The organism is Pseudomonas serbiensis (assembly GCF_030580745.1).
Classification (GTDB): Bacteria; Pseudomonadota; Gammaproteobacteria; order Pseudomonadales; family Pseudomonadaceae; genus Aquipseudomonas; species Aquipseudomonas serbiensis.
Window position 1 is genome coordinate 569828 of record NZ_JAUQOO010000001.1, and the last position, 23918, is coordinate 593745.

Below are 23918 nucleotides of genomic sequence, written 5' to 3' on the forward strand. Positions count from 1 at the left end.
TTTTTTTTGTCTGTAGAACCCGCCATCAGGCGGGGTGAGGCGGTTGGATCAGCTGCCTTGCAGCGGCTTGGCATCCTGGAAGAAATAATCTTTCCATGACTCTGGCTTGTTCTTGATCGCGCCGACGCGGTACAGGAATTCGGCCAGCGGGTAGGTGTTTTTCGGGGTGATGGTGAACTGGAACTCAGGCTTGTCGATGATCTGCAGCAGTTCGGCACGATCGATCTTGGCCTTGGTGACACGGATGTAGGTGTCTGCCGCAGCACCGATATCCTTGCGGACAAAGTCTTCGGCTTCCGACAACGCTTCAATGAATGCCTTGTAGGTCTTCGGGTTTTCCTTGCGGAATTTCTCGGTGGCGAACAGTACGGTTGGCGAGTTTGGCCCCAGCAGGTCGTAGGTGTTGAGCACGACATGCACGTTAGGGTTTTTCAGTTCCTGCTCCTGGAAGGGCGGGTTGGAGAAGTGCCCGGTCAGCTCGGTGCCACCGGCGATGAGGCTGGCGGCAGCGTCAGGGTGAGGCAGGCTGATGGTGTACTTGTCCAGTCGGGCGTATTCCTTGTCGCCCCATTGTTTGGCTGCTGCATATTGCAGGTAGCGCGACTGTACGGAAACGCTCACTGCCGGCACGGCGATGCGGTCCTTTTCAGTGAAGTCGGCGATGGTCTTGACCTTGGGGTTGTTGCTGACCAGGTAGTACGGGAAGTTACCCAGCGAGGCGACGGCCTTGACGTTCTGTTTGTCCTTGGTGCGGTCCCAGATTGTCAGCAGCGGGCCGACGCCGGCGCCTGCGATATCGATGGAGCCTGACAGCAAGGCATCGTTCACGGCCGAGCCGCCGGAAAGCTGGGTCCAGTCGACCTTGATCTCCAGGCCATCCTCTTTGCCGTGCTTCTCGATCAGGTTCTGGTCGCGAACAACGTTGAGCAGCAGATAGACGATGCCGAACTGTTCGGCGATCCGTATTTCACCTTCGGCCTGCGCAGTGGCAGGCATTATCAGCGCGCCGGACATCAGTGCAGCACCCAGGCCGATGGCGGTTGCCAGGCGAGACAGGCGTTTCGTGGGTTTTTGCATACAAGGCTCCAGCTTTCGAGGGATATATTCAGGTGTGGAGTGAGCTTATATGCATAAAAAATGTTATTTAAATAACATTTAAGAATATTTATATGATGAATCGATAGTGGCTATTTATCATTGTTGTGCATATTGGGCGGTGCTCTTTATTTATCCGGCTTTGCCTTTGCGGTCGGGCCTGAGGTTTTTTTCGGTTTTGGCTTTTCATCAGGCTCGCGCAGATTTTCCAGTGCGACTTCCTTCTTTATCAGCAGCAATTCCAGCATGCGATTCTGCTGTCGTGTGTCGACCAGACTCTGCTTGAGTTCAGTGTTCTCGTCCTGAGTGGTGCGCAGTCGTTCTTCGAACAGGGCGCATTGGGTCTGTGAGTGCTGGTACTGCTCGCTGGTGCTGGCGGCTTGTTGAGTGGTTTTGCTCAGCAAGTCTTTCTGGCTTTCCAGCTCCCGTGCCACGTTGCGGCTCTCTGTCAGCAGTCGCTCATTGTCCCGGTTCAGGCGGGTGATTTCTTCCTGGCGCATCATCAGGCTTTGTTGGGCCTGGCGCAGTTCCATCTGGACCTGTTGTAGCTGACCTTCGTGGCGTTGTTGTTCCTGAGTGCGTTGTTCCGTGATCGAGTTTCGATAGTGCTCCAGCGCTTCGCGGGCGTGCCGATGCTTTTCTTCCAGCGAACGAATCTGCCCGTCCTTGTCTTGCAGGCGCGCTTCCAGATCCTGATTGGCCTGAAGCAGTCGGGCATTCTCCATCTGCTCGCCTTGCCGTGCCTGTTGCTGGTGGAGCAGGGCGGTGCTCTGTTGCTCGAAAGCTTCGGTCTGCCGTGCCAGTTGCTCTTGCAGCTCATTGATACGCTGCTGCGCTGTCGCAAGGTCCTGTTGCATGGCCTTGCGATTGGCGTCGTGCTCTGCCGAAGAAAAGTCGATGCGCTCCTGGGCCTGTTCCTGCAAGCGTTGGGCAAGCCGGGCAACCAGTTCCGTCAGCTCATCGTTGATGGCAGGAGCGGGCGTGTCGGTTTCATCCAGCTCCTTGAGGTAACGATGGATGGTGGTTTTCGAGCCGGTATTGCCCATTTCGACCCGTACGGCATCGATGCTCGGGTTTTCCCCGCGAGAGAGCAGGGCAAGCCGTGCCTTGTTCACCAGCGCCTTGTTTACACCGCCGCGAGCCATGCTGTCTCCTACGATTTCGTACTGTGGTATGTACCCTGTAATTACATACTATATTAAATCGCAAATCAGCGTGAAATCTGCAATTAATTAACCTGTGATATTGGCGTATTATCCCGTGTCATACGCTTGTCTGGCCTGTGAGGGCGATGTGCGCAGTACACAAAGGGGTGACAAGGCATGAATGACGTCGATCGCTACATCGAGGCTGCGACGCGGGATAACACTCGGCGCAGCTACCGGGCGGCCATCGAGCATTTCGAGGTGACCTGGGGAGGTTTTCTGCCTGCCACCAGCGAAAGCGTGGCCCGCTATCTGGCGACCTATGCCGCGACCCTGTCGGTCAATACCTTGAAGCTGCGCATGTCGGCACTGGCGCAGTGGCACAACAGTCAGGGTTTTGCCGACCCGACCAAGTCGGCGATGGTGCGCAAGGTGCTCAAGGGCATACGGGCCTTGCACCCCGCTCAGGAGAAGCAGGCCGAGCCTTTGCAGTTGCAGGATCTGGAGCGGGTGGTTGCCTGGCTGGAAGTGGAGGCGAGCGAGGCGCTGGCGCGGCATGATCAGGTGCAGTTGCTGCGCTGTCGCCGTGATGCGGCGCTGATCTTGCTGGGCTTCTGGCGCGGGTTTCGCAGTGACGAGCTATGCCGGCTGCAAGTCGAGGATATCAAGGCAATCCCGGAGTCGGGGATCAGTCTCTACTTGTCGCGCAGCAAGGGTGACAGGGACAATATCGGCAAGACCTACCAGACTCCTGCCTTGCAGCGTCTGTGCCCGGTGAAGGCGTACATCGAATGGGTCAATTGTGCGGCCCTGGTGCGTGGGCCGGTATTCAGATCGATTGACCGCTGGGGCAATCTGGGAGAGGAGGGGCTGCATGCCAACAGCCTCATTCCCCTGTTGCGTCAGGCCTTCGAGCGCGCCGGTGTCGCGGCCGATCAATACACCAGCCATTCGTTGCGACGAGGCTTTGCAACCTGGGCGCATCGTAGCGGATGGGATCTCAAGTCGCTCATGGCTTACGTGGGCTGGCGGGACATGAAGTCTGCGATGCGTTACATTGAGCCGGTTACGTTCAGCGCTCCCTCCGAGGAGGTGAGCGGCTTGAAGGTTTCTTCTATTAATAAGCTGCGCCGATAGGCAAAACTAATGAGTGATATCAGGTTTGCCAATGAGCCTTTGTCATCAATCGTGCGTAAGCTTCACTCCATCGAATTCACAACCCATCAGGAGATTCACCGATGCCTATTATCAACAGCCAAGTAAAACCGTTCAAAGCAACCGCATTCAAGAACGGTGCTTTCGTCGACGTATCGGAAGCTGACTTCAAAGGTAAATGGTCTGTCGTATTCTTCTACCCAGCCGACTTCACCTTTGTTTGCCCTACCGAATTGGAAGACCTGGCTGACAACTACGCTGAGTTCCAGAAACTGGGCGTCGAGATCTACAGCGTTTCTACCGACACTCATTTTGCCCACGCTGCATGGCACAACACTTCGCCAGCAATCGGCAAAATCCAGTACACCATGATCGGCGACCCTACTCTGCAGATCTCCCGCAACTTCGACGTGCTGATCGAAGAAGCCGGTCTGGCTGATCGCGGTACTTTCGTGGTTAACCCTGAAGGCCAGATCAAAATCGTTGAACTGAACGATGGCGGCGTTGGCCGTGACGCTTCCGAGCTGCTGCGCAAGATCAAGGCTGCTCAATACGTCGCTGCTCACCCAGGCGAAGTCTGCCCGGCCAAGTGGAAAGAAGGCGAGGCTACCCTGGCTCCGTCCCTGGACCTGGTTGGCAAGATCTAAGTCGTATGAAACGGCTAGGGGCTTTGAGCTCTTGAGCAAGTAAACCGCATCGCCCCAAAAAACGCCCGGGCGGTCATCGCCTGGGCGTTGTTTTTTCTACCTTCGTAAAAATAGGAAGTCGCCACATGTTGGACGCCAATCTTAAAGCCCAGTTGAAATCCTACCTGGAGCGGGTTACTCGCCCCATCGAGATCGTTGCGTCCCTTGATGACGGCGCCAAATCCCAGGAAATGCTGGCTCTGCTGAACGATGTGCTCAGTGTTTCCAAAGACATCACCCTGCAAGACAACGGCACCGATGCGCGCAAGCCATCGTTCTCGCTGAACAGCCCGGGTCAGGATATCAGCCTGCGTTTCGCCGGCATCCCGATGGGGCACGAATTCACCTCGCTGGTCCTGGCGTTGCTGCAAACTGGCGGCTACCCACCCAAGGTCAGCGCGGAAACCATCGAACAGGTTCGCGCTCTGCAAGGCGAGTTCCGTTTCGAGACCTATTTCTCGCAGTCTTGCCAGAACTGCCCGGATGTCGTTCAGGCCCTGAACCTGATGGCAGTCCTCAATCCGAACATCAAGCACGTCGCTATCGACGGTGCGTTGTTCCAGGATGAAGTGACCGAACGCAAGATCATGTCGGTTCCGAGTATCTACCTCAATGGCGAACTGTTCGGTCAGGGCCGCATGGGTCTTGAAGAAATCCTCGCCAAGATCGACACCGGCGCCAGCGCCCGTCAGGCTGAAAAACTCAACGCCAAGGATGCCTTCGACGTTCTGGTAGTAGGCGGTGGTCCAGCCGGTTCGGCCGCAGCGGTCTACGCAGCCCGTAAAGGCATTCGTACCGGTGTTGCGGCAGAGCGTTTCGGCGGTCAGGTGCTGGACACCATGGCAATCGAGAACTTCATCTCGGTACAGCACACCGAAGGGCCGAAACTGGCCGTTGCGCTTGAAGAGCACGTCAAGCAATACAACGTCGACATCATGAATCTGCAGCGCGCCGACAAGCTGATTCCCGGCAATGCCGGTGAGTTGCATGAAGTGAAGTTCGCCAGCGGTGCAAGCCTCAAGGCCAAGACCGTGATTCTGGCAACCGGCGCTCGCTGGAGGGAGATGAATGTTCCGGGCGAGCAGCAATACCGCAACAAGGGCGTTGCCTACTGCCCGCACTGCGATGGCCCACTGTTCAAAGGCAAGCGTGTTGCAGTGATCGGTGGTGGTAACTCGGGCGTTGAAGCGGCCATTGACCTGGCGGGTATCGTGTCTCACGTCACCCTGCTGGAGTTCGATGTGCAATTGCGTGCCGATGCCGTTCTGCAACGCAAGCTGCACAGCCTGCCGAACGTTACAGTGATTACCAGCGCCCAGACCACTGAAGTGACTGGCGATGAGCAGAAGGTCAACGGCCTGCGCTACAAGAATCGCGTGAATGGCGAGGAAGTGACTGTAGAGCTGGAAGGTATCTTCGTACAGATCGGCTTGCTGCCTAACAGTGAATGGCTCAAGGGCACCATCGAATTGTCGCCACGTGGCGAGATCGTGGTCGATGCGCGGGGCGAAACTTCAGTGCCGGGTATTTTCGGTGCCGGTGACGTGACGGTTGCTCCTTACAAGCAGATCATCATCGCTCTGGGCGAGGGTGCCAAGGCCTCTCTGAGTGCTTTCGATCACCTGATCCGTACCTCTGCTCCGGCCTGATTGGCGGTCAGATACAAGAAAGCCCCATGAGTGATCATGGGGCTTTTTCATGTACACGGTCCATTCGCGAATAAATTGGCTCCTACGGTGTACTGGCTGCAGGAGCGAATTCATTTGTGAGCAGGTGACGGATTACAACGGTGTCGGCTGAATGATTTCCACCCAGTAACCATCCGGGTCCTTGATGAAGGCCAGGTTGTTCATGCGGCCATCGGCCAGGCGTTTCTGGAAATCCACGCCGAGCTTTTCAAAGCGTTCGCAGGCCTCGTGTACATCCGGTACGGACACGCAGATATGCCCGAAGCCACGCGGGTCGCTGTTGCCGTTGTGGTAGGAGAACGCAGGATCGTTTTCGGTGCCGTGGTTGTGGGTCAGTTCCAGGATGCCGGGGATCGATTTCATCCATTCGTGGCGAGCCTTGTCGTCGGCAGGGATCTGGGCCTTGTCTACCAGGGCCAGGAAGTACAGGCTGAACTCTGCTTCCGGGAAGTCGCGTTTTTCTACCAGGCTGAAACCCAGTACACGAGTATAGAAATCCAGCGAAGCGGTGACGTCCTTGACGCGCAGCATGGTGTGGTTGAACACGAAACGCTGGGTTGCCGCTTCGGGTTCAGCGGTTACGCCAGGGAAGGTGTTGAGTTCTTGCAGGCTCATGGGGGTCTCCAACAGAGTGTTCAAAAAGTCTCGCCAAATGATACGGGGCGGGGCGCTCGGTGCCAAACCCTGTGCTGATCAGGCTTGCACTGCTCAAAAGTGCTCAGCCCCTTGCTCGTGACGGGCGACAGGCTCAGAATTTCCAGTTTCCTGTACTGAGTAGCTTCAATCATGACTTTCACGCCATGCAGATCCTTGTTCATAAGCCTGTGCCTGTTGGGGGCCGCAGAGGTGCATGCCGCTGATGCAATGATCATCTGGCCAGCAGGCTGGGAAGTGGAGTCGCTTCCGGCAGCGGACTCCTCAACTCAACCCTCTGTGCAGGTCAGACAACGCGCAGTGAAAAACGATCAGGCCGGTAATCCGAGCATGGTAATGGAGCTGACGCAGTCTCGGCTGGTGCCGGGCCATGAGGTCAATGTGCAGGCCGTGCTGCTGGAGATGCGCAAGTCGATTCAGGTCAATTTTGCCCGTAGCGGCATGCAGAGTGTGTGTACCCATGTACGCGAAGGGCAGCTCAGTGTGATTCCTTCGCTGGAAACCACCTGCACCGTCACTCAGAACGGTGTGCATGTGCTGACCCAGACGCTGGTGGCGGCGGCAAACAAGGAGATGGCGTGGTCGTTGTCCTACGCCGGGTCGGTCGATGGCTATGCGGCCAGCAAGGACGAGGTTCTGCGTATTCGGGACAGTCTGAAGCTCGATTCGGCCCGCTAAGCCGTGGCGCTTTTCTGCGGGCAAAAAGAAGCCCGCCGAAGCGGGCATGGGGCGCTATTCCTTTAGCGGCCTTCATCTTGTAAGAAGTCGTGTGAAAAAAATGTGAAGTCCTGACTTGAAGTTATTGCATTCAAGGTGCGCAGGTGCTGGCCAGTTGAGCAAGCCTCACGGCATGCAGGCGGGTACTTATGGCAGCTCGTCAAAAAGTTAACGTATTCGTACCGTGCAACACTGAAAAATATTGACGTTGAATCTTCGGCGATGTTGTCTTGCCTTACAGGGTATTGCGAGGAAGTGACGCATTTCACACATCAAGGATGAGGGGCGTTTGCTGTCGGGATGCTGAAGGCGGATCGATTTTTTCAAGTTGTAACAGCGGGGCAATATGTTTGGATAAAGAGAGGATTATTGGCGTCATTATTTTAACGTGAGGATGATATGTCGCTCTGTATTATATGCGGTACACGCTAAATAGGGGTCATGTATATGAATTCCACGTGCTTATACACATGCGCATCTATGAAACCATGCTTTTTTCGAGAGGCGGCGGCGGGGAGTGGCCAATAAAAAGCCCTGCGGATGCAGGGCTTGCTTTACGAGAAAGCGCAATCAGGCACGAAGCCAGGAATCGACAGTCTCGACGCCGTATTGCTCTTTCCAGGACTTGAGACCGCGGTGGTTGCCGCCTTTGGTTTCAATCAGCTCGCCCGTGTGCGGGTTCTGATAGACCTTTACAACTCGGGCGCGACGGCGTTTCGGGCCGGCGGCTGGCGCAACCAGGGAGGTGGAGCTGACAGGGTCAAGGATGGCGATGATGTCGCGCAGGCTTTTGCCATAGCTGCCCATCAGGTCCTGGAGCTTCTGCTCGAATTCAATCTCCTTTTTCAGCCCGGCGTCATTCTTCAGGGATTCCAGCTGTGCAAGCTGTTCTTGAAGGGCTTTCTCTGCTGCTCGAAACTCGGCAAGTCTGGACAAATAAAATACTCCAACAATGTAGTGGCTGTTGATAGCCCGATAAAGCGATATGACAAAAACGTTAGGCCGGCTCGCTCATTGATTCCTACCCAGTCCCGGCGCTTTTCAATCATGAAACTAAGCGTTCCGGTCACGCAATCGGGAGTAATGGGTAGTTATAATCAGTTGCCCCTAAATAATGCACGTTTTTTACGAGTTAGAAAATAGTCTTCTTGAAAATGATTAAATGAAATTGCTTTCATCAGTTGGCGGCTTCTATCACTCGTTGTGTTATCGAGCGAAGCGCGTTGTAAGTTATTTCCGATATTAGGTGTCGGTTGAATAATGTCTGAAATCTATGGGATCAGGTTAAAAACAGACGCGAAATGCTTATTTTCGGCCGGTCAGCCAGCTGGCTGGACCGGTTCCTAAAGTCCTTGTTGCAGGGCGGGGTCATCCGGATTCTGTTGTTCGAGCTCTGCCAGCAGGACCTGCACATTCTGCAATTGACCATTTTCCTTCCAGTACTGGATCAGGAGCACCCGTGCCCGTCGGTTGGCAGGCTGGTTCTGGAGTATTTGCACCAATTGCTTCTGTGCAGCTTCCAGTTGATCCAGATCATGCAGGGCTACCGCCAGGTCGTAGCGGTAATCGTTGTTGCCTGGTTCAAGTTCCGCTGCCTTTGCCAGGCTGAGCAGGGCGTACTCGCTCTGCCCGTGGTTCAGTAGCCACATGCCCAGGGCATGTTGCAGCAGGGAGGATTCGGGGTTGCGCTCCAGCAAGCGGGCAAAAAGACTGCGCGCCTGATCCGCCTGACCTTTCTTGTCCAGCAGTTCGATATGCGCCAATGCGGCTTCGACGTTTTCGGGGTCCAGGGCAATGGCGTTCTTCAGGGCTGAAAGTGCAGGCTCCAGATCACCGGTCTGCAGGTAGAGCTTTGCCAGTTGCAGCTGGTTCTGTGCGGTTTGCGGCTGGGTTTTCAATGCTTCCTGATAGGCCTCGGCGCCTTGTTGCAGCACGGCAAAGTACAACCCCAGATCATCCGGGGACAGCCCCAGTAATGCACGGGTGGCGCTGAACCTCACGGATTGTTCGGCGTCTTCCAGCAGTGGGCCGAGCACGAGGCTGCGCTGTCCGTCGGGTATCAGTTTCACACTGGCTTCAATCGCTGCCTCGCGTACTTGTGGCGATGGGTTCTTGAGGCTGGCATTGAGCAGCTTGAGTGCCTGGGGGCTCGGGTAATTGTTCAGTTCGGCCAGGAGGGCCATCCGATGCGCAGGCGAAAGGTCCGTTCGCGCCAGTTGCTGATAAAGCATGCGCGCTGCGCCGGGTTTGCCGTCATGGGCCTGTTGCATCGCTTGCGCGTAGGTGTGATTCAGCTTGGCTGCGGGTTGGGCAGGGCTGCTGCGCCACGACCATACAGTCACTACCAGTGTAACGAGCACTATGGATACAGCCGCAATGCCGATCAGTTTGCGACGTCGAGTAGTGGGGCGAGGCGATGAGCCCTGTAAAGGCAATCTGGGCATATCGAGTTCCAATTCTTGACGGCTTGCAGCTTCGGGCAGTGACTGGCTGCTGTCAAACTTCAATCTTGAATAGCCTGTAAATACGGGACGGAAAAAAGCCCCGCGCTCATGGAGTGCGAGGCTTATCGGTCATGCAATCAATGCATCAGGCCTGTGGTTGCCATCCACCGCCCAAAGCCTTGTAGATAGCCACGATACCGCGATAGGTCTCGATTTCTGCCTGGGCCTGTGAGTCTTCGGCTGCCAGTCGTTCCCGCTCGGCATCCAGCAGGACCAGGAAGTCCGCCGTGCCTTCGCGATACTGGATGGACGCCAGTCTCGCCGCGGCACGACTCGATTCACTCTGGCGAATCAGAGCCAGCAGGCGTTGCTGACGTTTGTCGTAGTCGCTGAAGGCGTTTTCCGACTCTTCGAGCGCCAGCAGTACTTGCTGTTCGTAGTTGGCCAGCGCGCCTTCGGCATCGGCATCGGCGCTGCGGATCTGGGCGCGGACGCTGCCCAGATCGAAAGCGGCCCAGGTGATGTTCGGACCCAGGGCCCAGGCTCTGGCGGCCGACGAGCCAATCTGTGAGCCGCGCCCGGCAGTAAAGCCCAGGAAGCCGCTCAGGCTGACCCGTGGAAACAGGTCGGCAGTCGCCACACCGATACGCGCGGTGGAGGCTGCCAGTTGACGTTCGGCTGCACGGATATCAGGACGCTGACGCAATACCTGAGTCGGATCGCCAATCGGCAAGGCCTTGGCGATGGCCGGCAGTTTTGCCGGGCTCAAGTCCACGCTGAGGCTTTCGGGCCGTTCGCCCAGCAACGTCGCGATACGGTTACGCTGACGCACCTGCTCGGCCTGCAACTGTGGCACGCTGGCTTCGACGGCGGCGAGGCGGGCGTCGGCGCGCACCACGTCCAGCTCGTTGCCGACTCCGGCATCACGCAATTGTGTGGTAACGCCTCGGGAATCCTGCTGGTTTTTCAGGTTGTCCCGGGCAATGGCTTCGCGTAACTGGGCGCCGCGCAATTGACCATAGGCATCGACCACTTCGGCAATCAGCGTCACCTGAAGCTGATACAGATTGGCTTCGGCGGCTTCCTGATCCGCTTCGCTGGCTTCCAGTTGCCGTTGAATGCGACCGAACAGGTCCAGCTCCCAGGCCATGTCAAGGCCCAGGTCATAGCGTTCGCTGTTGACGCGGCGCTCAGTGGTGCCCGGTTGCTGGCCTTTACCCAGGTCGCTGCTGGCCCGGCTGGTGATCACGGGCATGGCATCGTTGCTGACGTCATCGCGAATCGCCCGTGCCGATTTCAGGCGGGCAAAGGCCACTCGCAGATCACGGTTGCCATCCAGTGAACGGCTGACCAGTGTGTTCAGGGTCGGGTCGTCGAACTGCTGCCACCACAGGGTATCCACCTTGCTGCGGTCATGGTTGCCCTGGGCTGCCGAGGCGAGTTTTGCCGGTGCAGTGTCAGGCGCTTTGTAGTCCGGGCCGACGGCACAGGCCGCCAGCGCCAGAACCAGCAGGCTCGGAACGAAGAGTTTCAGAGCGCTCATCAATGCATCTCCGCAGACAAGGTGTTCAGTTTCTGTGCCTTGGCTGCCTTGCGGGCGTCCTGGCGTTCGACATAGTTACGGATCAGCACATAGAACACCGGCGTCAGCAGCAGACCGAAGAAGGTCACGCCGAGCATCCCGGAGAACACCGCCACGCCCATGGCATGACGCATCTCGGCACCGGCACCGCTGGAGATCACCAGTGGCACAACACCCATGATGAAAGCGAACGAGGTCATCAGGATCGGACGCAGACGCAGACGGCAGGCTTCCAGTACCGCATCCAGCGGGCTCAGGCCTTCTTCCTGTTTATCCTTGGCAAACTCGACGATCAGAATCGCGTTCTTGCATGCCAGGCCCACCAGTACGATGAGTCCGATCTGGGTAAAGATGTTGTTGTCGCTACCGGCAATGATCACCCCGGCGATGGCTGACAGCAGAGTCATCGGCACGATCAGGATCACAGCCAGTGGCAGGCTCCAGCTTTCGTACTGGGCTGCCAGTACCAGGAACGCCAGCAGTACGCAGAGCGGGAAGACAAACAGCGCGGTATTACCCGAAAGAATTTGCTGGTAAGTCAGGTCTGTCCACTCGTAGACCATGCCGTTGGGCAGTTCTTCCTTGAGCAGTTTCTCGATGGCGGCCTCTGCCTGACCGGAGCTGTAGCCCGGTGCGGCGGCACCGTTGATCTCGGCGGTGATGAAGCCGTTGTAGTGCATCACCCGGTCGGGACCTGCGGTATCGCTGATCTTGACGAAGGTTGCCAGCGGGATCATTTCACCCAGGTTGTTACGCACCTTGAGCTGAGCGATCTGGTCGGCGTCCTGACGGAACTGCTGTTCAGCCTGAACGTTGACCTGATAGGTACGGCCGAAGCGGTTGAAGTCGTTGGCGTACAACGAGCCCAGATAAACCTGCAAGGTATCGAAGATGTCGCTGATTGCAACGCCGTGGGTCTTGGCTTTTTCGCGGTCGATGGCGGCATCGACCTGAGGCACGTTCACGGTATAGCTGGTGAACAGGCCTGCCAGCTCCGGCACGCTACGGCTCTTGGCGATGACGTTCTGGGTTTCCTTGTACAGCTCGTCATAACCCAGGTTGCCACGGTCTTCGATCTGCAGACGGAAACCACCAATGGTGCCCAGCCCCTGTACCGGCGGTGGCGGGAAGATCGCCATGTAAGCTTCCTGAATGGACGCGAACTTGCCGTTCAGCGCGCCAGCGATGGCATTGGCCGATTGACTCGGGTCCTTGCGCTGGTCAAAGTCCTTGAGTGCAACGAATACCACACCGTTGTTGGGGCTGTTGGTGAAGCCGTTGATCGACAGGCCCGGGAAGGCGATGGCGTTTTCCACACCTGGCTGCTGAAGCGCCAGCTCGGACATCCGCTTGATGACGTCCTCGGTACGGTCCAGGCTGGCAGCGTCCGGAAGTTGAGCGAAGGCCACCAGATACTGTTTGTCCTGGCTCGGTACGAAACCGGTCGGCGTGCTGGAAAAGCCCATCCAGGTCAGAACCATCAACCCTGCGTAAACCAGCAGTGCGATGCCGCTGCTGCGGATGACGCGGGCTACCGTGCCGACATAGCCATGGCTGGCTTTCTCGAAGAAGCGGTTGAACGGACGGAACAGCCAGCCACCGAGCAGTTTGTCGAGGAACAGCGAGAACTTGTCTTTGGGCGCGCCATGAGCCTTGAGCAGGACGGCTGCCAGAGCCGGCGACAGGGTCAGGGAGTTGAACGCCGAGATCACGGTCGAGATGGCAATGGTCAGAGCGAACTGTTTATAGAACTGACCTGTCAGCCCGGAAATGAACGCAGCCGGTACGAATACCGCACACAGCACCAGCGCCGTGGCGATGATTGGCCCTGTCACTTCACCCATGGCTTTGTGGGTTGCCTCCATCGGAGACAGTCCCAGTTCGATATTACGCTCGACGTTTTCCACGACGACGATGGCGTCGTCCACCACAATACCGATGGCCAGTACCAACCCGAACAACGACAGGGCGTTCAGGGAGAAGCCGAACATGTGCATGACCGCGAATGTACCGATCAGCGACACCGGCACAGCGACCAGCGGGATGATCGAGGCGCGCCAGGTCTGCAGGAACAGGATCACCACCAGTACAACCAGGATCAGCGCTTCAAACAGGGTATGGATTACCGCTTCGATGGAGCCGCGCACGAAAATGGTCGGGTCATAGACGATGCTGTAGTCCATGCCTTCCGGGAAGCCCTTTTTCAGCTCGGCCATCTTGCTGCGCACGTCATTCGAGATATCGATGGCGTTGGAGCCGGGGCGCTGGAAGATCGGAAGGGCAACAGCCGGTTTATTGTTGAGCAGCGAGCGCAGAGCGTATTGATTCGAGCCCAGTTCCACGCGGGCAATATCTTTCAGGCGAGTGATTTCACCATCGGCACCTGCACGAATGACAACGTTCTCGAACTCTTCCTCACTGACCAGACGGCCCTGAGTGTTGATCGACATCTGAAAGCTGGTTGCGCTCGGGGAGGGTGGCGCGCCCAGTTGGCCGGCAGCAACCTGACGGTTTTGCTCACGAATGGCGTTGACCACATCGGTGGCGGTCAGATTGCGTGAAGCAGTCTTGTTCGGGTCCAGCCAGACACGCAGCGAGTAGTCGCCCATGCCGAACAGTTGCACGTCACCGACACCGCCCAGTCGTGCCAGCTCATCCTTGATGTTGAGCACGGCATAGTTGGACAGATACAGCATGTCGTAGCGGTTGTCCGGTGAGGTCAAGTGCACGACCATGGTCAGGTCGGGAGACGCCTTGTCCACCGTGATACCGATACGGGTCACTTCTTCAGGCAGTTTGGGTTCGGTTCGGGTAACGCGGTTCTGCACCTGCACCTGCGCGTTGTCCAGGTCGGTGCCCAGTGCGAAGGTGATGGTCAGGGTCAGCTTGCCGTCGGCCGTGGACTGCGAGGACATGTACAGCATGTTCTCGACGCCAGTGATGGCCTGTTCCAGGGGCGAAGCAACGGTTTCACCGATGACCTTGGGGTTGGCACCGGGGAAGTTGGCACGTACCACGACTGTGGGCGGGACCACTTCCGGGTATTCACTGATCGGTAACTGGAACAGCGAGATAGCGCCTGCGATCAGGATCAACAGTGACAACACTGCTGCGAAGATCGGCCGCGTGATAAAGAATTTGGAGAAGTTCATCGGACGAGTCCCTTAGCCGCGAGGCGCAGTTGCGCTGGCGATTTTGACAGCCGCCTTGGGCGTCACTTGTGGCAGGTTGCTGGCTTCGAGGGCCTGGCGTTGTTTGAGCAGTGCAGCCAGTGTTTCGCTGGAAGCCATTGGCGTTACTTCAGGGTCTACAGGCTGGCCAGGACGAACGCGCTGCAAGCCTTTGACGATAATGGTGTCGTCCTTGCCAAGACCGCTGCGCACGATGCGCAGGCCTTCAACCTTGGGACCCAGTTCGACGAAGCGATAGGCTGGCTTGTTGTCCTTCTCCATCACCAGTACGAATTTCTTGCCCAGATCGGTGCCTACGGCTTCGTCGTTGATCAGCATCGCGGAGTAGGTGCCGCTGCCCACCAGCTTGAGGCGTGCATACAGGCCGGGGGTGAAACTGCCATCTGTGTTGTCGAACACAGCGCGACCGCGAATGGTGCCGGTCCTCGGGTTGACCTGGTTGTCGACGAAGTTCATCTGGCCCAGGTGAGGGTTGCCGGTTTCGTTGGACAGTCCCAGATAGACCGGAGTGGTCTGGCCACGCTGACCCTTGCGCGCCAGTTCGGTGTACTTGAGGAATACGCGCTCGTCAGCATCGAAGTAGGCGTAGACCTTGTCGGTGGAGACCACGCTGGTCAGAGGCGTGACATCGGCAGTCACGATGTTGCCGGCAGTGATTTCCGCACGGCTGACGCGACCGCTGATGGGCGCAGTGACGCGGGTAAAGCTCAGGTTGAGTCTGGCCACGTCCAGTTGCGCTTGAATCGCCGCAACACCGGCTTTTGCTTCCTGTGCCGAGGTCGTGCGCGAGTCTGCCAGTTCAGCGGAAATCGCATTGTTGGTACGCAGACGCTCACCGCGTTCGGCTTCGTTTTCACTGCGATTGGCTACGGCGCGAGCCTGTTGCAGTTGGGCTTCAAGACGACGAACTTCTGCCTGGAAAGGGCGTGGATCGATCTGGAACAACAGGTCGCCTTTCTTGACCAGTGAGCCGTCAGTGAAAGCCACTTGATCGATCTGCCCGGAAACCCGCGGACGAACTTCGACGGTTTCCGGCGCTTCCAGGCGACCGGTGAACTCATCCCATTCGTTGATCGGCTGTTCCAGCACTTTGGCGACACTGACTTTGGCTGCGGCTGGAGCCATGGTGGCCTCAGGTGCGCGTCCGCAGGCACTGATCACGATCAGGGCGAGGGCGGTGAGGGGATAGCGCAAATGAGAGAGAGACTGAGACATGGAAAAATCCGCCGATAGTATGAGATGGGCGGATTCTGTTGTGAGGGGGTTCTATTAACGAATCGAATAAACCGAAGGTTATTATCAGTGGGAATGATAAAGGTGACCCAAGCCTCGTTTATGACCAGTCTCTTCGTCTGGCTGCTGACAGTCAACCGGCTGATGTCATAGCGTTCAACAGATTATTGAGCCGGGTAGCGGCAATCCGTGGGACGAATTCATTTGCGACAAGACAGAAAGCAGACGCATTGTTGAATCTCATTCATAGCCGTATCAAGTAATACGGGTCTGGTTCGATACGCCTTCTCTCCCTACCATCGCGGGCAACTTTTGAACGTGGCCTGGGCCGAGATGAGAAAAATCCTGTTGCGAACATTGGCCGTGCTCACGGTCGGTATTGCCGTGCTGGTTGCGGCAGCCTTCTTCTATATGCGTCAGCCGGTTTTCGGGCAGTTGCCTCAGGGCGAGCGGCTTGCCCGCATCCAGGCGTCGCCGAACTATGTGAATGGTGCCTTTCAGAATCAGGAGGACACGCCTTTCCTGACCAATGGTGCTACCCAGTTGTCGATCCGCATCGATAACTTTTTCGCGCAGAAGGGCAAGCCTCGGCCTGCCCATGATATTCCCACGCAAAAGACCGACCTGCGCTCGCTGGACCCACAGGATGATCTGGTGGTGTGGCTCGGCCATTCTTCCTGGTACGTGCAACTGAACGGCAAACGCATCCTGATCGACCCGGTATTCAGTGATCATGCGGCGCCATTGCCCGGAGTGGTGACTGCGTTTGGCGGCACGAATATCTATTCGGTGCAGGACATGCCATGGATCGATGTATTACTGCTCACCCACGACCATTACGATCACATCGATTACCCGACGATCCTTGCCCTCAAGCCTCTGGTCAAACAGGTGGTTACCGGATTGGGCATCGGAGCGCATTTCGAGTCCTGGGGTTATGACGCGGCCAGGGTTCACGAGCTGGACTGGTATGACAGCTATGAAGTCAGCAAGGATCTGAAACTGCATGCGACACCTGCGCGGCATTATTCCGGACGCACACTGACCCGTAATCAGGCGTTGTGGGTAGGGTTTGCGCTGGAATCCCCTCAGCGGCGGCTGTTCTTCAGCGGCGACTCTGGCTATGGCAGCCACTTTGCAGAGATTGGCAAACGCTTCGGTCCGTTCGACTGGGTGTCGCTCGACAGCGGTCAGTACGATCCGCGTTGGGCTCACCTGCACATGAACCCCGAAGAGGCCGCTCAGGCTGCCAACGACCTCGGTGCCCGAGTATTGACTCCGGGGCATGTGGGACGCTTCTCCCTCGCGTCACATGACTGGAACGATCCTTTCCGACGCCTGACTGTGGCCAGCGAAGGAAGGGGCTATGCCCTGTGGACCCCCATGATCGGTCAGCCTGTTCACTTCGACGGTCGTGCCCAGACCTTTGAGGCATGGTGGAACAGCGTCGACTGAAGTGCTGACCCAGCCTCTACATACGCTTCAAGCGACTCGGCTGGCATGGGCCTGAGAATGCCCTCGGCCGAATCATCTGAGCAGGTTATGCGGATTGTGCCGACAGGTTTGTCGCGCAGTTCTCCCACTCTCTCGAAAGCCTCAGCAGGTGGAGAAATATGAATACACTGCAAACCCACCCGGAGCGACAAACGAGTCCCGGCTATCCTCCGGCCTGGGGCGCCGTATTTTCAATGGCGCTCTGTGTCGTTGTACTGATTGCATCGGAATTCATGCCGGTCAGCCTTCTTACGCCGATTGCCCAGGACCTTGGGATCAGCCAGGGGCAGGCAGGCCAGGCGATTTCGATTTCCGGCTTTTTTGCCGTCCTTACCAGCCTTCTGAATACGCCGCTGACCGGGCGATTCGACCGCAAGAAAGTGCTGCTGAGTTTCAGTCTGCTGCTGGTGATTTCTGGCGCAATTGTTACCTGGGCACATAACGGCATGCTCTTCATGACCGGGCGCGCCCTGTTGGGTATCTCGATTGGCGGTTTCTGGTCCATGTCGACCGCGACTGTCATGCGGCTGGTGCCCAAGGACTCCGTTGCAAAAGGCCTGGCACTCATTAACGGTGGCAACGCATTGGCGGCTACGGTTGCTGCGCCATTGGGCAGTTATCTTGGGCAGTTCATCGGATGGCGAGGCTCGTTTTTCCTCGTGATACCGCTGGCCGTGCTTGCATTCATCTGGCAATGGTTGAGCATTCCCGCGATGCGCAGTGAAGCGACTACCCGCTCCAGTAATCCTTTCCGTTTGCTGGGTAATCCTCAAGTCGCGCTCGGGATGCTGGCAATCATGCTGCTGTTCATGGGGCAGTTTGCAGTCTTCACTTATCTGCGCCCGTTTCTGGAAGCCGTCACCGGCGTGAGTGTCACGACGCTGTCGCTCATGCTTCTGTTGCTGGGAGCGAGCGGTGTCGTCGGTACTTACTTCATGGGCTCATTGCTGCAAACCCGTATGTACGCCTATCTCATCGCCATTCCGCTGTCGATGGCAGTCCTCGCTGCGCTGCTGATCGAGATGGGTAGCTCCATGTGGGCAGTGGGAGTCCTGCTCGCGGCATGGGGACTGGTTGCAACGCCTGCGCCCGTGGCGTGGGGGCTATGGTTGAGCAAGACTCTTCCGCACGATGCCGAGGCGGGTGGTGGCCTGATGGTCGCCACCATTCAAATGGCGATCACTGTCGGAGCCGGGCTGGGTGGCATGCTGTTCGACAGCCTGGGCTGGTGGAGTCCGTTTGCCCTGGGCGTCGTGGTCCTGCTCGCATCCTCAGTCTTTGCGTGGATGGCGTTGGGGCAGGCGAGTCGGCATGAAGGTGTCGGTGGCACCGAAACTGACTCGCCCAGAGCTTGCTAGGTTGCGCTCCATCCACACACAAGGGCCAGGAAAAGCACCAGGGCAGGAAGAAGTGCATGTTTGTACTCGCGATGGAAGATCAGGGTAGCAAAGGCTCCTCCCATGATTGCAATGGCGAGGATTGAGCCTGCAATGCGTGTCTGCGGAAAAATGAAAAGTATGGCCGCGATAATTTCCAGCCCGCCAGTGACGTAATGGAACCAGCCAGGGTAGCGCCATCGCTCATAGTCTTTCCTGATACGCGCCGGAGCGATCCAATTCACGATCCCGCCCAACAGAAAGAATGCTGCGAGCGCCCAAGGCAGAGCCTCTGTTAAATCTATGCCAGTCATTACGGTATATCCCATGAGTATCTGCTGAGCCCGGCTGATTGCGGCATGCTGAAAAATGCCTGAAAGCAGAAGCGTTAAAACAGACTGATAGTCTGTTTTTGCGATTTTTAGACTGGCAGTCTATTTTGTCAAGCTGAAGAGCGGCTCCCTCTGGCGCAGGAAGTCGTCTGTTTCGCAAGGAAGACCCCATGCGCTTGGCAAGGTAAACTGCGGGTGCTGACGGTGCGGCAGGCGCGCACAGGTGTTTTGAAATCGATTCGCGAGAAACAAATTGACACTAGAAAACGAGCCCGCTTCGAGCAAATGCACTTCCTTGCGGTCTCGCAAGCCTCAGCAACGCGGCTTGCGCAGTGCCAGGAACATTCTGGAAGCTGCGGCTGTGCTGTTTTCGGAAAAGGGAATCGCTGAAACGAGCGTGGATGATATCGTCCTGCGCGCAGGCTCAAGCAAAGGCACCTTCTATCACCACTATGAATCTAAATCGGCGCTGCTCGCGGCGTTACGCCAGAGTGTGGTCGATGAGTTCGAGGCCGATCTGGATGCCGTACTGGAAACGAGGGCAGGGCAGGGCCCCGATGTCCGGCTGGATGCATGGGTCAGTGCCGCTTGTGACTGGTACATTCGCTCGGCGGACCAGTTGCACGATATCGCCTGGAGTAACTATCCAGGGTCTCGCTGGACTGTGGGAAATACCAGGATCATCACGGGGCTGACCGACCTTCTGGTCCAGGGGCAGAAAAAGGGAATCTTTGTCGTGAACAATCCCCACTCCACCGCAACCTTCATCCTGCGGGGAATGCTCGGTGCAATTGACGACCTCATCCTTTCTGAAAAATCGCTCAAGGAAATCAAGCCGGAGATGGTGGCGCTGGCTCGCAGGAGTGTCGGCTTGCCCTAACTGATTGATTTATATGAGTTCTGTCAGTGAAAGCTCTCTTCTGATGACAACTGTCACTCAGGCAGTGGTGGAGCAAGTTGACGGCAGATTCAAACCTTGAGTAAACGCGCGGCATAGCTGACGAACAGCAGCAGGAACACCAGTGCGCTTAACGCGATTGTCAGTGAACTGATATGTGCTGCCAGGCCAATGAATGCCGGCCCCACAAGGATGCCCGCATACCCCATGGAAATGATCGCCGGGATGGCTGCGCGCTGCGGCATATGGGTCTGTCGCCCTGCGGCGGTAAACAGAACCGGGACGATATTCGAGCAACCTGCACCGACCAGGGCATAACCGAGTAACGACGCTTGCCAGCTGTCGAATACCAGCGAGACTGCCATGCCCGCCGCCGCGCAGATCCCGCCCAGCGCCACTACGCGAACGCCACCCAGCCTGCTGACGATCATGTCGCCAGTCAGGCGCCCGATGGTCATGGCAGCAGCGAAGCATGCATACCCCAAGCCCACGTAGCTTGGGTACATGTCCTGCCGGGACGCGAGAAAGACTGCGCTCCAATCGAGCATGGCGCCCTCGGTCAGGAACACGATGAAACACAGGCTGCCCAGTAGCAGCACAATGCCTCGCGGAATCACAAACAACGGGCCGCTCCTTTCGGTGCCGTAGGGCAACAGCATCGGAGCAGCCTTGTAAAGTGAGGCAAGAATCAGCGCGACCAGACACAGTACGCAGAGCAACGGCTCCAGTCCCAGGCTGAGCATGGCTGTCATCGCCCCCGCGCCGACGATACCTCCGACACTGTAGAGACCATGGAAACCGGATTGCAGGGTTTCGCCGCTGTTTTTTTCAACGATGATCGATTGGATATTGATCGCGCAGTCGAGCATGCCCATGCTGGCACCGAACAACAGTACGGATATTGCCAACCCCGGTAGCCACGCCACATGGCTCAAGATCGGCAGTAAGCTGCACAAGGCGATAGTCGAACAGATGATCACCGGGCGACAGCCAAAACGCGCAGTCAGATATCCCGCGAAGGGCATTGCGACGATCGAACCTGTGCCGAAGCCAAACAGCAACAATCCCAGGCCGCCGTCGTCCAGCCCGGTACGCGCTTTTACCAATGGCACCAGAGGCGCCCAGGCCGACATGACGATACCAGTGATTAAAAACGTGATTCGGGTGGAAACGCGCTCGCCGTAATTGGCATTGATCGCTAAAGAAGGCGTAGAGGTACTCATTGTTACTGACATCCTTATCTATACGGTTCCAGCTCATGGGCGTCGGTTCTTCAAGTGGAAGAACCGACGTTGCATCGAGTGGCTGTCAGCCAACGGATTTCAATGGAATCGGCCCTTTGAGCCGATCCATCATGGTGGTGCAGTACCAGTCATCAAACTGGCACACTCCGGTCTCGGCCGTTTCCGAGTACGGGCCTGGCTCGTACGACGGAGAGGTCACGCCGCGTTGGGTGCCCTCGACCAATGTCCTGTCCTGATCGTTGGTCGCAATCCAGACCTTGGTCAGGCGATCTATATCGTAGTCAACGCCTTCCACCGCCGTGTTGTGCACCAGCCATTTAGTGGTGACCAGTGTTTCAGTGGCGCTCATCGGCAGCACCCGGAAGCTCAGTGCATGGTCACCGAGGAAGTGATTCCAGGTGGACGGATAGTGGAAATACAGCAGGGCGCCGATATCGGCTTCGCAGGTCTTGTCCAGCCGGCCGGCGACGGCTGGCTTGCCGTCCATGGTGTAGCTGACGGCACCGGATGAGAGCGGGATGCGGGTCATGCGGAACTGGCCATTGATGTCCATCACCAAACGGCTTGGCAACCCGGCTTTCTCGCACTTCGACCAGTAGGCCGACAGCTCAGGATCATCCTCGCCACTGATGCCACCCACCGAGAGGTTATCGACGAACGAATTCAGTAACTCCGGGTGGGAGCCGTCGCAGTGGTAGCATTCGCGGTTGTTTTCAAAGACCAGTTTCCAGTTGCCTTTCTCAATGATGTTCGACTCGAAGGCCACCTTGCAGTCATTAAGATAATGCGGCGCAATAAACGGGCTGACGGCTTTGCGGAAGCCTTCGAAATCCGGTGCCTTGGCGGCGACGCAAATGTAAATGTAGGTGTCGACGATTTCGCAGTGAACGCTTTTCAGGTTGTATTGCGATTTGTCGAAGTCCTGGCCCATGTTCCCGGCAAACAATAGATTGCCGTCCAGCTCATAGGTCCATTTGTGGTACGGGCAGACCATCTTCGCGACTTTGCCGTGGTCCGCCTCGCAAATCTTTGCGCCACGGTGGCGGCACGCATTGTGGAATGCCCGCACTTCACCATCTTTGCCGCGTACGACGGCCACTGGATAATCACCGACTTGCAGCGTGAAATACTGTCCTGGTTTTGCAAGCTCGAAAGTGTGGCCGGCAAATATCCAGTCCTTGTGCCAGATGTGCTCAAGATCCTGGCGATATACGCTTTCACTGCTGTAAAGAGCGCCGGGGAGCGAGTGCCATGGTTTGCGTTGTGCGATCAGGTCAAAAACGGTTTCTTTATTATTCATTTTTATCCTCCCGGGACATAGATCTTGAGCGGTCACCTTTTAATGTGACTGGTAGAGTCTTGAAAAAAACAGCGTGTTCTTTATTGCCTTGAATGCACATGGCGCAGCTGCCATACGCATGACCCAATAAGGAGACGATAGTCCTCAGCCTATAGGGGGGATGACGGTCGTCACAAACGACATTTGCTATGGGCAATCAATGATTGGAGGTTATGGATGCCGGGCATTCAGCCAGGTTTGAAACCCCTTGGAAAATCGGTGCGAGCGCATCAATGGCAGACGAAGCGTGCCCAAGGTTCTTGATCGCCTGCTTTACTGCAGCACTGCGCTCAAGGCCCAGGCCGGAGGCGAACAGGTCAAATTTCTGATTCAGCTCCTGCGCACTCATCGGGGTTTGCGGGTCCCCTCGGGCTGCGGTGATCGGGCTGACAAGCACTGCTCTGTTCTTCAGGGTGATGATCAGCCGTGAGAGGATCTCGCCGGGAAATCTGGCTGAGAGATCCGCCGCTTCGACAATTTCGATTCGCCCGCTCAAGGCCAGAATGTCGGCTGAGTGAATGGATGCACCGGTCACTTCATCGGGCCCCAGTTTTCCTCGAACGATCAGCGCCGCCAGCGGAAAGGCGAGGGCGTACTGCGCTTGATCGGCATCGGCCGGGGAGTGCCCCTGGAGGCACATCGACTCATTGAAAGTCTCCACACGAATGGCTTCAATCGAATCAGCGTCCAGTTGCGGATGGGTTCGCTGCATTTCGAGCATCGCCGTCAAGGCAGGCTGTGCCCAGCGGCACACCGGCCAGGGTTTGAAATACTGGCTGTCAATCTCCCAGCGCTGACCCATGTCACGCCAGTACTCGGTAACCGAGGCATCTTCCACGGTTTCAGCCGGGGCACCCGTCATGCCTTCCCTGGCCATCAATAGGGCGTTCAAACCGACAAAAGCGCCGGAACCATGGGCGTCGCGCAACATGGTTGGCGCTTGCACGACGCGCATCATCGGGCAGCGTGCGCTGAAGTATTCGGCGATGCCGAGGGCGTGGCGAAAGGTTTGCTGGTCCAGGCCGAGCAGTCGCGAGCCGGCACACACCACACCCATTGCCGAAAAACCACCGGAGGCGTGATACGTGGGCGAGGTCCCCATCAGGGCAGAACCGGCGCGCAGTGCGGTTTCATAACCGATGCACAGGGTCGTCAGCAATTGGTGCCCGCTGATATCCCGGCCGTGGTCGTGCAGTGCGTCTGCCAGCGCGAGCAGTGCCGGAACTACCGTTGCACCTGCGTGGCCCTTGGATTTGAAGTGGCCTTCATGGGCATCAAGGCTGTCGGCACTGAAGCCTCCGGCCCATGCCGCGCCGAGCAGGTTGACACGTTGTCCGTCGAAAATCAGGCGGCTGGTGTAGGTCCCGGCGGGGTAGTGCAGTGTGGCGTAACGCCGAATTGCCATGCTCGTTTCGTTGGAAGCTGCGCCAGCCATGACGCCGACGATATCCAGCAGGCTGTCCTGCACGATTGACCGGGTCTTGAGCGGGGCGTTGAGGAAATCAAAGTCGCGACAGAACTCGAAGAGTGACATTCAACCGTCCTTTCCTGGTGAGTAACCCCGGACCCCTTTTGGCCGGTGCTGCTCAACAATGAGCCAGGAAGGTTGTGTTGCTCTAGCAACATTTTCGTTGGGCAATTGATA

General features: G+C 57.2%; 19 protein-coding genes. 7 read left to right on the plus strand and 12 right to left on the minus strand.

Annotated elements, in window-relative coordinates:
- Nucleotides 1–48: 48 nt before the first annotated feature.
- Complete coding sequence (locus Q6A51_RS02505) at nucleotides 49–1077, minus strand: ABC transporter substrate-binding protein (RefSeq protein ID WP_201019593.1); 1029 nt, start codon at nucleotides 1075–1077, stop codon at nucleotides 49–51.
- A 146-nt stretch (nucleotides 1078–1223) separates the two neighbouring features.
- Nucleotides 1224–2240 (minus strand): DNA-binding protein, encoded by a 1017-nt coding sequence (locus tag Q6A51_RS02510; RefSeq protein ID WP_304574041.1) that lies wholly within the window; start codon nucleotides 2238–2240, stop codon nucleotides 1224–1226.
- Nucleotides 2241–2417: 177 nt separating this feature from the next.
- On the opposite strand from Q6A51_RS02510, the gene Q6A51_RS02515 reads away from it, so the two are divergent.
- The 3 genes from Q6A51_RS02515 (at nucleotide 2418) to ahpF (ending at nucleotide 5730) form a co-directional block, all read left to right on the plus strand.
- The gene (locus Q6A51_RS02515) at nucleotides 2418–3377 is read left to right on the plus strand and encodes a site-specific integrase (RefSeq protein ID WP_304574042.1); all 960 of its coding nucleotides are present in this window, start codon (nucleotides 2418–2420) and stop codon (nucleotides 3375–3377) included.
- Between the two features lie 101 nt (nucleotides 3378–3478).
- On the plus strand, nucleotides 3479–4042 hold the full coding sequence (ahpC, locus tag Q6A51_RS02520; RefSeq protein WP_025259928.1) for an alkyl hydroperoxide reductase subunit C: 564 nt from the start codon (nucleotides 3479–3481) through the stop codon (nucleotides 4040–4042).
- A gap of 125 nt (nucleotides 4043–4167) precedes the next feature.
- The gene (gene ahpF, locus Q6A51_RS02525) at nucleotides 4168–5730 is read left to right on the plus strand and encodes an alkyl hydroperoxide reductase subunit F (RefSeq protein WP_304574043.1); all 1563 of its coding nucleotides are present in this window, start codon (nucleotides 4168–4170) and stop codon (nucleotides 5728–5730) included.
- Between the two features lie 132 nt (nucleotides 5731–5862).
- Here ahpF and gloA read toward each other — a convergent pair whose 3' ends face one another.
- A complete protein-coding gene (gloA, locus tag Q6A51_RS02530) occupies nucleotides 5863–6384 on the minus strand; it encodes a lactoylglutathione lyase (protein WP_304574044.1) in 522 nt (173 codons plus the stop codon).
- A gap of 171 nt (nucleotides 6385–6555) precedes the next feature.
- Here gloA and Q6A51_RS02535 point away from each other — a divergent pair, with 171 nt between their 5' ends.
- Nucleotides 6556–7101: a DUF4946 domain-containing protein gene (locus tag Q6A51_RS02535; protein ID WP_201019597.1), complete on the plus strand. Its 546-nt coding sequence runs from the start codon at nucleotides 6556–6558 to the stop codon at nucleotides 7099–7101.
- A gap of 609 nt (nucleotides 7102–7710) precedes the next feature.
- Here the strand turns inward: Q6A51_RS02535 and Q6A51_RS02540 are convergent.
- From Q6A51_RS02540 to mexE, 5 genes are all read right to left on the minus strand, one after another.
- Nucleotides 7711–8076 (minus strand): histone-like nucleoid-structuring protein, MvaT/MvaU family, encoded by a 366-nt coding sequence (locus tag Q6A51_RS02540; RefSeq protein ID WP_201002158.1) that lies wholly within the window; start codon nucleotides 8074–8076, stop codon nucleotides 7711–7713.
- 407 nt (nucleotides 8077–8483) lie between these two features.
- Nucleotides 8484–9584: a tetratricopeptide repeat protein gene (locus Q6A51_RS02545; protein WP_304574045.1), complete on the minus strand. Its 1101-nt coding sequence runs from the start codon at nucleotides 9582–9584 to the stop codon at nucleotides 8484–8486.
- Nucleotides 9585–9729: 145 nt separating this feature from the next.
- Nucleotides 9730–11127 carry an efflux transporter outer membrane subunit gene (locus tag Q6A51_RS02550; protein WP_201002162.1) on the minus strand — a complete coding sequence of 466 codons (1398 nt, stop codon included), beginning with the start codon at nucleotides 11125–11127 and terminating at the stop codon, nucleotides 9730–9732.
- Entirely contained in the window at nucleotides 11127–14318 is a 3192-nt protein-coding gene (locus Q6A51_RS02555; RefSeq protein ID WP_201019599.1) for an efflux RND transporter permease subunit, read from the minus strand. Before Q6A51_RS02555 ends, Q6A51_RS02550 begins: the two co-directional genes overlap by 1 nt.
- Before the next feature lie 12 nt (nucleotides 14319–14330).
- The gene (gene mexE, locus Q6A51_RS02560; RefSeq protein ID WP_201019600.1) at nucleotides 14331–15572 is read right to left on the minus strand and encodes a multidrug efflux RND transporter periplasmic adaptor subunit MexE; all 1242 of its coding nucleotides are present in this window, start codon (nucleotides 15570–15572) and stop codon (nucleotides 14331–14333) included.
- Nucleotides 15573–15923: 351 nt separating this feature from the next.
- On the opposite strand from mexE, the gene Q6A51_RS02565 reads away from it, so the two are divergent.
- Nucleotides 15924–17045, plus strand: coding sequence for an MBL fold metallo-hydrolase (locus tag Q6A51_RS02565; RefSeq protein WP_201019601.1), 1122 nt, complete (start codon nucleotides 15924–15926; stop codon nucleotides 17043–17045).
- 158 nt (nucleotides 17046–17203) lie between these two features.
- The gene (locus Q6A51_RS02575; RefSeq protein ID WP_304574046.1) at nucleotides 17204–18442 is read left to right on the plus strand and encodes an MFS transporter; all 1239 of its coding nucleotides are present in this window, start codon (nucleotides 17204–17206) and stop codon (nucleotides 18440–18442) included.
- Here Q6A51_RS02575 and Q6A51_RS02580 read toward each other — a convergent pair.
- Nucleotides 18439–18774: a DoxX family protein gene (locus Q6A51_RS02580; protein WP_201019603.1), complete on the minus strand. Its 336-nt coding sequence runs from the start codon at nucleotides 18772–18774 to the stop codon at nucleotides 18439–18441. The genes Q6A51_RS02575 and Q6A51_RS02580 overlap by 4 nt on opposite strands.
- A gap of 343 nt (nucleotides 18775–19117) precedes the next feature.
- On the opposite strand from Q6A51_RS02580, the gene Q6A51_RS02585 reads away from it, so the two are divergent.
- A complete protein-coding gene (locus Q6A51_RS02585) occupies nucleotides 19118–19672 on the plus strand; it encodes a TetR/AcrR family transcriptional regulator (protein WP_304574047.1) in 555 nt (184 codons plus the stop codon).
- An 89-nt stretch (nucleotides 19673–19761) separates the two neighbouring features.
- On the opposite strand, the gene Q6A51_RS02590 is transcribed toward Q6A51_RS02585, so the two are convergent.
- From Q6A51_RS02590 to Q6A51_RS02600, 3 genes are all read right to left on the minus strand, one after another.
- Nucleotides 19762–20913 carry an MFS transporter gene (locus tag Q6A51_RS02590; protein WP_304574048.1) on the minus strand — a complete coding sequence of 384 codons (1152 nt, stop codon included), beginning with the start codon at nucleotides 20911–20913 and terminating at the stop codon, nucleotides 19762–19764.
- Nucleotides 20914–20998: 85 nt separating this feature from the next.
- On the minus strand, nucleotides 20999–22234 hold the full coding sequence (locus Q6A51_RS02595) for an aromatic ring-hydroxylating oxygenase subunit alpha (RefSeq protein ID WP_304574049.1): 1236 nt from the start codon (nucleotides 22232–22234) through the stop codon (nucleotides 20999–21001).
- A gap of 196 nt (nucleotides 22235–22430) precedes the next feature.
- A complete protein-coding gene (locus tag Q6A51_RS02600; RefSeq protein ID WP_304574050.1) occupies nucleotides 22431–23807 on the minus strand; it encodes an MmgE/PrpD family protein in 1377 nt (458 codons plus the stop codon).
- Nucleotides 23808–23918 lie beyond the last annotated feature (111 nt).